At 44.1% G+C, this 13,405-nt stretch carries 12 protein-coding genes; 2 read left to right on the top strand and 10 right to left on the bottom strand.

The window, feature by feature from the left end; translation table 11 throughout:
• Positions 1-93: 93 nt before the first annotated feature.
• From ABEB05_RS14265 to nirB, 5 genes are all read right to left on the bottom strand, one after another.
• On the bottom strand, positions 94-1,455 hold the full coding sequence (locus ABEB05_RS14265) for a NarK family nitrate/nitrite MFS transporter (RefSeq protein WP_265791222.1): 1,362 nt from the start codon (positions 1,453-1,455) through the stop codon (positions 94-96).
• A gap of 40 nt (positions 1,456-1,495) precedes the next feature.
• A complete protein-coding gene (locus ABEB05_RS14260; protein WP_265791223.1) occupies positions 1,496-2,800 on the bottom strand; it encodes an alginate export family protein in 1,305 nt (434 codons plus the stop codon).
• A gap of 61 nt (positions 2,801-2,861) precedes the next feature.
• The gene (gene moaCB, locus ABEB05_RS14255) at positions 2,862-3,815 is read right to left on the bottom strand and encodes a bifunctional molybdenum cofactor biosynthesis protein MoaC/MoaB (protein WP_265791224.1); all 954 of its coding nucleotides are present in this window, start codon (positions 3,813-3,815) and stop codon (positions 2,862-2,864) included.
• A gap of 33 nt (positions 3,816-3,848) precedes the next feature.
• On the bottom strand, positions 3,849-4,196 hold the full coding sequence (nirD, locus tag ABEB05_RS14250; protein WP_265791225.1) for a nitrite reductase small subunit NirD: 348 nt from the start codon (positions 4,194-4,196) through the stop codon (positions 3,849-3,851).
• A 66-nt stretch (positions 4,197-4,262) separates the two neighbouring features.
• Complete coding sequence (gene nirB / locus ABEB05_RS14245; RefSeq protein ID WP_265791226.1) at positions 4,263-6,791, bottom strand: nitrite reductase large subunit NirB; 2,529 nt, start codon at positions 6,789-6,791, stop codon at positions 4,263-4,265.
• A 347-nt stretch (positions 6,792-7,138) separates the two neighbouring features.
• Between nirB and cobA the strand changes: the two genes are divergently transcribed.
• Positions 7,139-7,921 carry a uroporphyrinogen-III C-methyltransferase gene (gene cobA, locus ABEB05_RS14240; RefSeq protein WP_265791227.1) on the top strand — a complete coding sequence of 261 codons (783 nt, stop codon included), beginning with the start codon at positions 7,139-7,141 and terminating at the stop codon, positions 7,919-7,921.
• Positions 7,922-7,972: 51 nt separating this feature from the next.
• Here cobA and ABEB05_RS14235 read toward each other — a convergent pair whose 3' ends face one another.
• Both ABEB05_RS14235 and ABEB05_RS14230 read right to left on the bottom strand, forming a co-directional pair.
• The gene (locus ABEB05_RS14235) at positions 7,973-9,523 is read right to left on the bottom strand and encodes an acyl-CoA carboxylase subunit beta (RefSeq protein WP_265791228.1); all 1,551 of its coding nucleotides are present in this window, start codon (positions 9,521-9,523) and stop codon (positions 7,973-7,975) included.
• Between the two features lie 13 nt (positions 9,524-9,536).
• Entirely contained in the window at positions 9,537-11,183 is a 1,647-nt protein-coding gene (locus ABEB05_RS14230) for a hypothetical protein (RefSeq protein ID WP_265791229.1), read from the bottom strand.
• 244 nt (positions 11,184-11,427) lie between these two features.
• On the opposite strand from ABEB05_RS14230, the gene ABEB05_RS14225 reads away from it, so the two are divergent.
• Entirely contained in the window at positions 11,428-12,054 is a 627-nt protein-coding gene (locus ABEB05_RS14225) for an ABC transporter ATP-binding protein (RefSeq protein WP_265791230.1), read from the top strand.
• On the opposite strand, the gene ABEB05_RS14220 is transcribed toward ABEB05_RS14225, so the two are convergent.
• The 3 genes from ABEB05_RS14220 to ABEB05_RS14210 all read right to left on the bottom strand — a co-directional run bounded on the left by ABEB05_RS14220 (position 12,047) and on the right by ABEB05_RS14210 (position 13,349).
• Positions 12,047-12,247: a hypothetical protein gene (locus ABEB05_RS14220; protein ID WP_265791231.1), complete on the bottom strand. Its 201-nt coding sequence runs from the start codon at positions 12,245-12,247 to the stop codon at positions 12,047-12,049. The two genes, ABEB05_RS14225 and ABEB05_RS14220, sit on opposite strands and share 8 nt — an antisense overlap.
• Positions 12,248-12,294: 47 nt before the next feature.
• Positions 12,295-12,666, bottom strand: coding sequence for a co-chaperone GroES (locus tag ABEB05_RS14215; RefSeq protein WP_265791232.1), 372 nt, complete (start codon positions 12,664-12,666; stop codon positions 12,295-12,297).
• A gap of 182 nt (positions 12,667-12,848) precedes the next feature.
• Positions 12,849-13,349 carry a hypothetical protein gene (locus ABEB05_RS14210; protein ID WP_265791234.1) on the bottom strand — a complete coding sequence of 167 codons (501 nt, stop codon included), beginning with the start codon at positions 13,347-13,349 and terminating at the stop codon, positions 12,849-12,851.
• Between the last annotated feature and the right edge of the window lie 56 nt (positions 13,350-13,405).

Raw genomic sequence — 13,405 nt, 5'->3', positions numbered from 1 at the left:
AACTGTACTTTGAAATAACCATCACAACGGAATGTGACAGTACTCACAACTTGGCAACCTTCAACTTTCGTACCTTTAACTTTCAACCTTTAATTAATCAACATAGGCCGGCTCTAACTCGGGTTCCGGATCTGACAGGGCTTCTTCTAATTCATATCTCGCTTCTTTCTCGTCACCCATTGAGAAACGAATGGTAAAAGAGAGGAAGGAAACCACTGTAACAACGCACCCGATAATAAACAACGCTTCGGGATAGCCTAAAGATTCATATTTAAACAGGAAGCCAGCCATCACAGCACCGGCATTTCCCCCAGCTCCTACAATCCCGGAAACGGCTCCTACGGCTTTACGGTTTACAAAAGGAACGACCGAATAGGTGGCTCCTTCAGCCATCTGCACGCAGAGACTAAAGAAAATCATAGTCCCAATAGCCAATGTCAGGGTCACCATGCTGGAAAAGAGCATAAGGGCCAACCCTTCCAAGAATAACATAACAAACAGAAATCGAACCCGACCCTTGAGGCCAAACTTAATTCCAAACTTGTCGCCCAGATATCCACCGGCCGAACGGGCAAAAATATTCATCAGGCCAAACATCCCGGCAATAAGTCCGGCGGTCTGCAGATCCAGAGAGAAATAATCGTGGTAATAAATAGCGGCGATATTATTGATCGTTAGTTCAATACCAAAACTAGCGCCATAGATTACAAACAGGCTCCACACCCGATAATCCTTCATTACTTCAATCATTGATACATCAGCTTCCTCCTCTTCGCCCTCAAGTTCTGCTATGGAATCCACTTTCAGCTCAGAGAAGTTTCCTTTGGGAGTATCAGTTGTATAATTGTAGTAAAGAATACCCAAGACAATCATAGCTATTCCCGGAACAATCATAGCATATCTCCATGCAGAAGAGTCCTCAAAGCCGAGAAATACGAATCCGGCAAAAATAAGCGGCATAATTACCTGAGTAGCGCCTCCACCCATATTCCCCCATCCTGCGGTGGTAGCATTGGCGGTACCCACCACGTTATCTGCAAACATAACCGAGGTATGGTATTGGGTTATCACAAATGAAGCCCCGATAATCCCGATAGCTAATCTAAACAGTAAAAATGTTTCATAACTATTGCTCAATCCAATACCGATAACAGGAATCGATCCAAAAATAAGCAAAACCGTATAGGTAAGGCGGGGACCATATTTATCACAAAACCGACCGATAAATATCCGTGCAATTACCGTAATTGCCACTGATGCAATAATGGTATTACCAATTTGTGATTGGGTTAAGCCCAGTTCCTCACGTATTACGGCCATTAGGGGAGCAACCCCAAACCAGCCAAAGAAACAAAGGAAAAACGAAATCCAGGACAGGTGAAAGGTCCGCATATGCGGGGCTGCAAAACTAAAAATGTTAATACTTGTCGCTTTGTTGGTATCGGTTGTCTTCATAGCATTGATCAGGGTATGTTTATTTTGGATTAATTAATTATCACTTCGATAAAAAATGGGGATTAAAGCTGAGCATCAGCCAAGTCCAGTTAGAAGTTTGACTACTGCTTCCACCCTTGATTGCTTCTAATGAAGAGGTTCCAAACATATGAGAGTATCCAGCCTGGATTTTGACCTCCTCGGATAGTACATGACTAAAAACAAGATCAATTTCAGTGCCCAGCCGATTGCGTAACCTGTTCACTGGATTTATGGGATTGACAATAGAGACCGGTGATATAAATTCATGAAAAGCGACTGAGGCAGTCGTTTCTTTGGAAGCCTGTACCGTTGATTGCAGGTAAAGATCCACCAATCCAATATTATTGTTATGGTCTGCTGTCTGCTGATAGTGCGGATTACCTACATAAAAGTAATCCATAAATCCATAGAACTTGTGGTGCGTCCCATAGAGGGGATTAAAGGAGTGGTTTTGTTCCTGATCAGCTCGTGTTCCGGAAAGATAATCTGCACCGAGAGTCAAGCTGATATCTTTAAATCCCGAATAAGATATGTTCCCCGAAGCAAGTAAAGCACTCTTTTCAGCTCCAGACGGATCTGTTCCAGTTTGATAGTATGTGGTACCGTTCACTTGAAAATCAGGAAAAGTGTGGCTGCCGGTTACCCCTACTGTTTGAGTGAAGTTTACGGTGGAATCCGGCTGCTGAACACCATTATTCAGGAATAAAAAAGAAAGCTCGGCAGATTCAAATTCACGATGATACCAGAGATATTGAAGGGTCTTGTAATTATTTACTCCAGAATAAAAAGTATCAAATAATTTGGCTGGTTCTGGTGGATTTATATCCTGATTAAATGCAAAACCGGTATGCAGAGTCCATGCTTCATCAGTAAATTTAACAAGCATAACATCGTGACTTCGACCTTGCGCTGTCCATCCAACACTCCCCAAAATTCGCTGATCGTCATACACTAATTCCTGTCGGCCGGCTTTCAGAGCAATACTTTCACTAAAATTAATTTGCCCCCATGCTTCGTGCACCGAAAACAGTCCGTCACTTTTATTCAGCTGGCCCTGACTACCCCAGATACGTACATCCTGAACGGTAAAACCAACCTTGTACAGATCTTTGCTATAATTGAGGTTAAGTCGGGAACGCTGCTCAGTAAAAAATGCAGCATTATCTCCCTCAGCTGGCAAAGTTTTGTATCCATGGCGAAGTTCTGTACGGGGACGTAACTCGCCAGATAGATTGAATTGGGCGAAAAGCGTATTCGCAGATATCAGTAACAAAATACAGGAAAAGACTATAACAGACGCCAGGTAGCTTTTTGTAAAAAACATTTAGATTATATTATGAGGCTATATGAAATAAGTTTAATCAGAAGCAGATTTTGAGTAGAAGTCACTTTTCTATCCGGACCGGGCGGAGCATTTTCTTTGCATAAAATACCCCTGGCAAAATACCTCCCAGGCTTTGCCGCAACCCATCGGAGCTGCCGGGCAACGTCACTATAAGCGTACTTTTCAGGATCCCGGCAGTCAGCCGTGACATCATGGCCAGCGGGGTTCTTTTCAGCCCGTGCAGTTCCATGGCATCAACCACTCCGGGTGTCTCTCGCTCGATGATTTCCTGAACTGCATCAACAGCGGTATTATCCGGTCCGAGTCCGGTACCCCCTACAGTAAATACAAATGGGATATTCATGTCCGCCCATTCTTTGAGCTGGGACTGGACGGCTTCGGGACGATCAGGCATCACTTTAAAATCGACGATATCTGCATTGTGCTCCTGAAGTATCTGTTCAATAATAGGTCCCGCCCGATCCTCTTTTCGACCGGCGGCAACGGAGTTAGAGCAGATGAGCACGGCAACTTTATTTTGTTTGCCCACTATCTTCTTCAGATTGCTTTTGCCACCTGTTTTATTGAGCAGGCGCGTCGTCCGAATTTCGACTTCATCTCCAAGTGGTTTAAGGAGATCGTAAACCGTTAGCGCGCTGATAGAAACCGCCGTAAGCAACTCCATCTCTATCCCGGTTCGGCCAATTGATTTTCCTTCGGCAATAATAGCAATCCCATATTCTGCCTCTACTTTTCCGATATCCTCTTTGCAATTACCGGCTTCGATAAAGCTATATGAGATATCGAGTGCATCAATCGAAACAGGATGGCAGTGTGGTATCAGGTGATGGGTCTGCTTGGAGGCCAAAAAGCCGGCCGATCGAGCTACATCCAACAAGTTACCCTTGGGAAGCGTATCAGACTTTACCCGCCCCAGTGTTTCCCGGCTGCAACTGACCACCGAAAGTGCTTTTCCAGTGCGAAGCGAGGAATTCTTACCAGAAATATCTCTCATAATTCTAAAGTTAGAGTTTGTAAATTAGTATTTTTACGAGAGTCCGATATACACATACCCATCCTCTACTTTCACCGGATAGGTTGTAACCGGATCTTCTTCGCCATTAATATTCTCACCAGAACAAAGCGAGAAAGCTTTTTTATGAAAGGGACAAGCCACTTTTGGTTCGCCTTTCGATTCCCCGATCATTCCACGGGCCAAAGCCATCTCCTTTTTGTGGGGACACATATTCTGACAGGCAAACCATTCGCCGCGCCGGGTAAAATTAAATACCGCAATCTGCTTGTCCTTATACTTTACACAGGCTCCTCCGTTTTTGGGAAAATCGTCAACTCTGGCAGCTTTGAACCATTTTTTGATGTTTTCTTTCGTTTGCATAGCTAGGGTTGAATAGTACTTTTAGAATTGTAATTAGGATGAAAATTGTATGATTGGATTAATTCATTACTCATCATCTTCCCAGCCAGATGGCGCGGGCACAGGCTGTTCGCGATAGTCTTTGAATTTGACACTGGGGTCCACATCATCGGAGTTGACAAAGTGGGTAAACCGCTCCCTGAGTTCCGGATTGTTTACCACTTCTTTCCACTCGCAGGAATAGACATTAATCAGCTGCTGCATTTCTCTTTCAAGCTCTTCTCCTATTCCAAGTGAGTCTTCAACCACAACTTTCCTCAGATACTCGAGGCCGCCCTCCATCTTATTCAACCAAGTAGAAGTTCGATTCAGATGTTCGGCCGTCTTAATGTAAAACATCAGGAAGCGGTCCAGATATTTAATTAGCGTCTCTTCATCGAGGTCAGTAGCCAATAGTTTAGCGTGCTGGGGATTCGTACCGCCATTTCCGCATACGAACAGATTCCAACCCTCTTCTGTGGCTATTATTCCAAAGTCCTTAGCCTGGGCCTCCGCGCATTCACGCACACAGCCAGAAACCCCGCCCTTAAGTTTATGTGGGGCCCGCAAGCCGCGGTACCGTTCCTCAATTTCGATAGCAAATGAAACAGATTCATGCAGTCCGTATCGGCACCATGTGGAACCAACACAGCTTTTGACGGTACGCAGCGCCTTACCATAAGCATGACCGCTTTCGAAACCGGATTCAATCAGGTCCTCCCAGATATCGGGAAGCTGATCGACGCGGGCGCCCATCATGTTGATACGCTGTCCACCAGTAATTTTAGTATAAAGACCGTATTTCTTGGCCAGTTCACCAATAGTGATCAGCTTATCCGGAGTGATCTCTCCGCCGGGCACCCGGGGAATAACCGAATAAGTACCTCCGCGCTGAATATTAGCCAGAAAGCGATCGTTGGTATCCTGAATGGTATCTCGTTCTTCGAGTACGTGTTCATTGAAGGCACTTGCCAACAACGAAGCCACAGCAGGCTTACATTTTTCGCATCCATCGCCTTGCCCCACTTCATCCAATAATTCATCGAAGGTATGAATTTCTTTCACCTTGATAATATCAAACAGCTCCTGACGGGTATAATCAAAGTGTTCACAGATTACTTTGCGTACTTCTTTACCACGGGCCTCCATGGATTGGGTTAGCAGGTCATCGAGCATGGGTACGCAGCCACTGCAGCCCGTTCCCGCCTTCGTGCATGATTTTATACTGTCAATATCCTCTTTTCCTTCTTCTTCAATGACATCACAAATTTCTCCCTTTGTCACGCTTTCACAGGAACAAATAATGGAGTCATCTGGAAATTCATAGACCTTCTGCCCCCCGCTTGATTCTTCGTCACGATCTCCGATAATCAGATCAACAGGATCAGGCGGAAGTGAAAAGCCGTTTTGGGCTATTTGAAGAAGCATATTGTAATCGTCGGCATCACCTACAAGCATCCCGCCCAGCAGACGATCACCATCTTCCGAGACGTTGATGCGCTTATAAACACCTTTCGCCTTATTGTCTATTATGACTTTCTTACTGTTTTCTTCCGATTCGCCAAATGCGTCTCCAAAACTGGCTACATCCACGCCTACCAATTTCAGCTTGGTTGACATGTCGAATTCCGTAAACTCCTCTTCACCGCCAGTAAGATTCTCTACCACTACATCGGCCATCTCATATCCGGGGGCTACAAGACCATAGATCATCCCGCGGTGTAAAGCCGACTCACCGATAGCATAAATATCCGAATCACTTGTTTTTAATTGATCGTCAACAATTATTCCTCCGCGCTCACCGACTTCAAGGTCAGCTTTTCTAGCAAGCTCATCGCGTGGTCGAATACCCGCGGATATAATCACCATGTCGGCATCCAGGCGGTCGCCATCTGCAAAATCGAGGTATTGGGGAGTTCCATTACCTCCGATCAGGGTTGTGTTTTTATTTAATAATATCTCCAGATCCAGCTCTTCGAGTGCTTTTTTCAGAGCACCAGCCCCAATTTCATCCAACTGCTTGGGCATCAGGCGGGGGGCAAACTCAATCACACTTGTTTTGAGGCCCAAATCCATGGCTGATTTAGCCGCCTCTAAACCCAGCAAGCCCCCTCCTAGGACCGCAGCCTTGCTGGCTCCTGCTGCATATTTCGTGATCGCTTCCAGATCCTCTATCGTGCGATAGACAAATACCCCATCTTTATCTACACCCTCTATGGGAGGGACAAAGGCACTTGATCCGGTAGCAAGAATAAGTTTGTCGTATGAGACTGTTCTACCTTTTTGCGACGTAACCGTTTTATTATCCCGATCCAGATCTACAACCAATTCACCGGTAAACAGTTCAATACCCTGTTCTTCGTACCACTGCTCCGGGGCCATTTGCAAGTCTTCTTCATCCGCTCCGTCAAAATATGAGCTTAGCTGAACACGATCATAGGCTGGACGGGGCTCCTCACCAAAAACAGTGATGTTAAACGCTTCATCACCTTCTTTTGAAACAAGCTTCTCACAAAACTTGTATCCTACCATTCCATTTCCGACAACAATGATGTTTTTTCTGTCTGATCTTTTCATAAAGCAATTAAAATTGCTGGTTCTGTCTTAAAATTTATTAGCTCCTCATTGATATCTTTGCCTACCAATAAATAAAATATTTTAATTAATTTTTAAGTTTTATTTTTAATAATTCATAATTAATTTATGCAAAGAATTAATTTTACCTCTAATACTAATGTAAAAGAAAATTATTGTCAACAATGAATTTTAATAATTCAACAACCGATTCCTTGAGCTCTACCTCACGATACAATGCAACAGGCTTTTTTATGAGTGGGCATGCCTGCATGTGCTGGTTATTCCTAACCTCATCAAAGAATATTTCACCAAGAGAATAGACAAACCAATCCCAAAGCCATCAACCCATGGAAAGGTCAAAATTAATTTTGTTAGGAGCAGGACCGGGTGACCCGGACCTCATCAGCGTTAAAGGTGTTAAAGCACTTAAACAAGCAGATGTAGTACTTTATGATACTCTTTCACATCCGGCATTGCTGGATTATGCCCCATCAACCGCTGAGAAAATTTATGTAGGTAAAAAGGCAGGCTCTTGTCAAAATAGTCAGGAGAAGATCAATAACCTCATTGTTCAAAAAGCCAATGAAGGTAATTGTATTGTTCGACTAAAAGGAGGAGATCCGTTTATTTTTGGAAGAGGACATGAAGAGCTGACTTACGCTCGTGACCATGATATTCCCGTTGAGGTTATACCCGGTATATCAAGCTGTACATCTATCGGGGAGCTTCAAACAATTCCGCTCACTAAACGAGGAATCAATGAAAGCTTTTGGGTCACTACCGGTGTGACCAGAAATGGCGGAGTCTCAGAGGATATTGAACTCGCTGCAAAAACGACGGCTACTGTTGCGATTCTGATGGGAATGAGAAACCTACCGAAAATCACCGCTATTTTTGAGAAACACGGCAAGGCCGAAACACCTGCTGCCGTTATTCAACAGGGATCCTTACCGGAAGAAAAAATAGCCCTCGGCACGGTTGAAACGATCGTCCATGAAGTAGATAAACACGGACTAACCAATCCGGCACTTATTTTAATTGGGGACGTCGTTAAGCTGCACCCAGAATTTAAAAACCCAAACAATGTTGAACACCTTATGGATACGTTTTTGGCAAAGAGCGCTCTCTAAATAAACTAAATATTATAAGCCTAAACCCCGAAGTAATATTAAAACATTAATCTACAAGGGAAGGTTATCGTGTTTCTTCTGCGGAATACTGTCCACTTTATTTTCGCTAATTTCAAGCGCATGAATTAGTTTCTCCCGGGTTTCACTCGGCAGAATCACATTATCAATGAAGCCACGCTCTGCCGCCTTATAAGGATGGGCGAATTCTTCTTTGTAATAATCAATAAGCTCCTGCTCTTTAGCCTCGGGATCATCAGCTTCGGCGATCTCTTTGCGGAAAATAATTTCAACCGCTCCCTTGGGGCCCATAACCGCGATTTCAGCCGTGGGCCAGGCCACATTGTAATCGGCACGGATATGCTTAGAGTTCATTACGTCGTAGGCACCGCCATAGGCTTTGCGGGTAATGACGGTCATCTTTGGGACTGTTGCCTCGCAAAAAGCGTACAGCAATTTAGCCCCGTGTTTAATTATTCCACCCCATTCCTGGTCAGTGCCAGGTAAAAATCCTGGGACATCCTCAAAAGTAACCAGCGGGATATTAAAAGCATCGCAGAAACGTACAAACCGGGCCCCCTTGATAGAGGCATCGATATCCAGCACACCAGCCAGAGATAACGGTTGATTGGCTACAATACCCACACTGCGCCCGTCTATACGTGCAAAACCGACCACTATATTATCCGCATAATGCTCATGCACTTCCATAAAGGAGTCCTTATCCACAATACCCTTTATAACATCCTTGATATCATAAGGCTTGTTGGGTTGGTCAGGAACAAGATCATCCAGTTCTTCTGCTTTAGAAGAGTCAGGTTTTTTGGACTCTTTTCGGGGTGGTTTTTCCTCGCAATTCTGCGGGATATAAGTCAATATTTTACGCATATCCTGCAGGCAAAGCGCATCATTTTCTTCAGCAAAATGCGCTACTCCCGACTTCGTGCTGTGTGCACTCGCCCCGCCCAGCTCTTCGGATGTAACTTCCTCGTGGGTTACGGTCTTCACCACATTTGGTCCCGTTACAAACATGTAGCTGGTATTTTTCACCATAAAAACAAAATCGGTGAGAGCCGGACTATATACCGCTCCACCAGCACAAGGACCCATAACCGCGGATAGCTGTGGTATTACTCCCGAAGCCATGCTATTGCGCCAGAACACCTCTGCATAGCCTCCAAGGGAAGAAACTCCTTCCTGAATTCGCGCGCCGCCCGAGTCATTCAATCCCATGACCGGTACCCCGTTTTTCATTGCCAGGTCCATCACTTTACATATCTTTTCTGCGTGCGTTTCCGAAAGCGATCCGCCAATAACTGTAAAATCCTGGCTAAAAACATAAATAGGTCGTCCGTGTACCTTTCCAAAACCAGTAACCACTCCGTCGCCGGGAATCTTTTTCTCCTCCAGTCCGAACTTATGGCTCCGGTGCGTTACAAAAGGATCGATCTCCTCAAAAGTGCCCTCATCGAGCAGCAGATCGATGCGTTCACGGGCCGTAAGTTTACCTTTGTCGTGTTGCTTTTCTATACGCTTCTCTCCTCCTCCTTTCCGTGCTTCTTCACGCTTTTGTTTAAGTCGTTCTACCTTTTTATCTGAAGACATTCAACCACTTATTTTATTGATTTTCTTTTTTTAAAAAATAGTTCTGTAATCGATCGGTAAAGTTAACGGCTGTTTTGGAATAAAGGTTTACCATATTACGCTTAAAAACTTCCTTCTGTATATATTTACTGGCGCTGCGCCAATTTTCATAACTGGCAATTTTCTCAATTGCCTTATCATAGGCCTGATCTGATCCTCCGAAAATTTCTTCCACAAAGCGATCGCGCTCATCGGACAGGTACTTACTGAGATCACTCGTTTCCTCTTCGGGTGATTCCTCCTCTCTCAAATCGATAATCGGCTCCTCAATAAATCCATCTTCATCAACGGGAGCATCTGTTTCTTCTTCATAACCGGTAACAGACAACTCTTCGGGAACCTCATCCTGTTCTTCAAGAGCAGTCTTATCCTCTTCACTCATATAATTCATCCAAATAGGGGTATCACTGTCTTTACCCGGTTCTGCTTTATTTTCAACCACAGGAGATGGGGTCTCATATTCTTCTTCCTCTTCTGTAGACTCTGTAGATATTTCCTCATCAGAAAAGTCTGAAGTCTCTATCGCCTCTTCTTCATCTTCCGACGACTCTTCTTCACCAGCAAAAATGGCGTTTAATGAATTATTCTCATATTCTTTTTCTGCCGGATCATACATAGCTTCCGAATATTCATACTGATCATTCATTCTTTCCGGTTCATCCCCTTTTTGCTCCGGCGATTCTTCTGAATCTTCCTGTTCTTCGGAAGCAGTTGGCATTTTTTCATCTTCCCTAACCGGTTCCGACTGATCATCTTCCTGCTGCTTAGCAATGTCATCTGTGTTAGTGGTACTTTCAACATAATCTGTATCCATATCAATTTCGTTTGAGAACGATTCTTTTTCCTGTTCTACCGGCTTAACCTCCTCATCTTCAGAAAACTCATCCGGATTATCGCTAACTGCCCCGGGTGTTGAAAGTGTCTCTATAAAACCAGCCCGGTTGAGCGACTCATCTTTTTGATCAAAAGCTTCCGCAAAGCGATCCATATTTCTATCCTCAAAAAACAACCGGAACAATGAGGGTTCCACCTCTCCATCCAATAAGTCAAAAAGTGGGGCGAGCATCTGCGCCCAGTTTAAGGAAGAATAGTTGGCCGTCATCTTGGCATCCGCCTGTTTAACAATTTGGGAGCAACGCTCCTTTGCCAGGGTATCAAGCTCTTTTTTCTCCATGTAACGCGGTAGAAAGGTAGAAAAATGCGAATAGACTGTAATCGCCTCTGCGCGCCGACAAACTTGTTCGTAGCTCAGTTCTTCATCATTACCAAAAATCACTTCCGGTACATTCTGCCGGGGAGCAATCAAAATATCCAGCACATCAGCAACCGAGGTCTCAATAACTGCTCGCGCATAGCTGGCCGGCAGCCGTGTTTCATCGCGAATAGCCTGTACAAACTGTTCCCAGGCATGCTGTACCGCTTCCGTTTCTATATTCGCCCAATCTGTCTTGGGAGGAATCATTGATTCGGCCAGATTACGTTTCAACTCCACTCGAATGCGATTTACGACAAAGGAAGGAAAACCCCATGTGCGGAGCTCATCCGGTTGGTAATACTGCTGCTCCTCGGGTAGCAGGTTAATCAGTTTCTGGGTGGTCTTCTGAAGGGTTTGGTTCATCATTTTTGTAGGGAATATATTGTCTGCCTGTTGTCAATACAACTTTAAAAATTAAAAATAGCCAGTAGAGTCGCGCTGCTTAAAACGACTTTTCAATTCGGAAAATTATTAGCAGCCCGCTATCTAATATGTTAAATACAATGGTTCTTATGAAATGGAGAGGGTACTTTATCCTTCCTCTCTAGCCATAAAATATATTTTATATTTCCATTGGGGATTATCTCCTCACTTTTTACCTTTGTCTGTGATGACACTACAGGTTAAACGTTTAAAAAAGACTTTTGGTCCCCACACTGTATTTTCGGATTTATCTTTCGAGTATTCCGGAAATACGCTGGGCATTGCCGGCTCTAACGGTTCCGGAAAATCTACCCTTTTAAAATGTCTGGCAGGATTATTATCTCCTACCGAAGGAGAGGTCAACTGGCTGGAAAACAATGAGAGAATTTCTGCCCAAATCTTCAACCAATCTATGGGCTACGCCGCACCCTATATCAACCTCTATGATGAGCTAACTGTTATTGAAAACCTTCAATTTCTATCTAATATCCGCCGGCATACCGACAGTGCAGAAAATATAAAAAAATGGATTAGTAAGACTGGACTTTCCAATGTAGAAGGCCAACCTTATGGCACGCTTTCTACAGGACAGCAGCAGCGACTACGAATAGCCGCTGCTCTTTTTCATCAGCCGGACATTCTTTTGCTGGATGAGCCCGGCTCCAATCTTGATGAAACCGGACGCAGCCTTGTCAGTGAGATTGCAAACCTATATCAAGATCCTCGACACCTGCTAATTATAGCATCTAACGATCCGCGGGAACTTGAGGTTTGCCAGCAGATTTTTACTGTTGAGCGACAACAGTTTATATAGGCTCATCTGTCGTTTGGCACGACTCCCCCTGGCAGCATTCTGCTACATTAATTCCACAATTTGCACATTGTCCGTGTCCATGAACCCAAACCAAAGGGGCTTCGGCCCCACAATAGGAACAGCGCCGAAGGTCATTATCCGGACGAGAAACAACCGATGACTTTTCCGATGCTCTGTCAGGTGACTTGGACATTATCTATTTCTATTTACTTTTGTGCGAAGTTTAATCTTTTGCGGATGCTACACAGTCATATCATCCCGGATAAGCAGCAATATTGCTCCATGGGGACAAATAAGATATTTCTCATTTTCGAATTCAATCTCATGAGTCTGATCTTTCAGAAAGATCGCAAGGTCGCCTTCCTGCGCCTGCATTCCAATATATTTTGTCTCGTCGGTATCTTTCCATGATTCATCAATCTCATTGGATGGAATGGGATAACCGGGTCCGGTCTTTACCACATAACCGCTGTGTATGTCTTCCTTTTCTTTAACGGTTGCCGGTAACACTAACCCACTTTTCGTCCGCGTTTCCATATCGCGTGGTTTGATGAGTACCCGGTCGCCAACAACAATAAATTTTTCAACAGAATTAAGATATTCTTGAATCATTCGTTATACAATTTCGTGAGCCTGAGTTAATAGCTTCGTAAAGATAATTGGTTTAGAGAAGAATCTGAATTTTTGTTTCCAATTCTTCTTCCGATTTGACGAAGAGTTCTCACGAAAGGAAATGATAGCAGGAAATCTATCTGTAAAAGTGAAACCCTATAAACGAGACTAGTGGTATGGGCTCAGCCAAAAACAAAAAAACGCTTCAGGCGGATCTTACGGGAACGCCAGACGAGTTCATTTATCATCGTATCTGATAAGTCAGCATCATTCTGTGATGGTTCTTGCTCGTGCTCAGGAATTTCAGCTTCCTCAAACGTCAGATGTTTCAAGAACAGCTTCAGCTGGCTTCGGGAATAGTGAGAATAGTTTTGCTCTAGCACATTCATGATAGCAGGCCATAAGTCTGCCCTGTTTGTCCATTCAATACCCAGTCCAATGGCATTTTCGGGAGCCTCTTCCGTGAGGCAAATATTAAATTGCTCCTCTATTGTTCCCGGTACAGGTTCATGGCGTAATAGCTTAGGACCCATGGATTCCTCATCTGACTGCGGGAAAAAACTTTTCCACATCTGGTTAGTTACAGGATGATGATAATATGCTTCGCAGTTTTGACTGTCTTTGCGAAGCTGTTTCATCTCATTAATGAGAGCGATTTGTTTTTTTCGGTCGATAATATACATGGGAAACAATTTTATTAGGCCATAATCAGCATTTTCTCTCACCTTCAAATTCAATT

Source organism: Fodinibius salicampi (assembly GCF_039545095.1).
In the GTDB taxonomy this organism is placed as follows: Bacteria; Bacteroidota; Rhodothermia; order Balneolales; family Balneolaceae; genus Fodinibius; species Fodinibius salicampi.
Note: the sequence above shows the minus strand (reverse complement) of the source record. Positions and strands in the feature narration are given on the sequence as shown.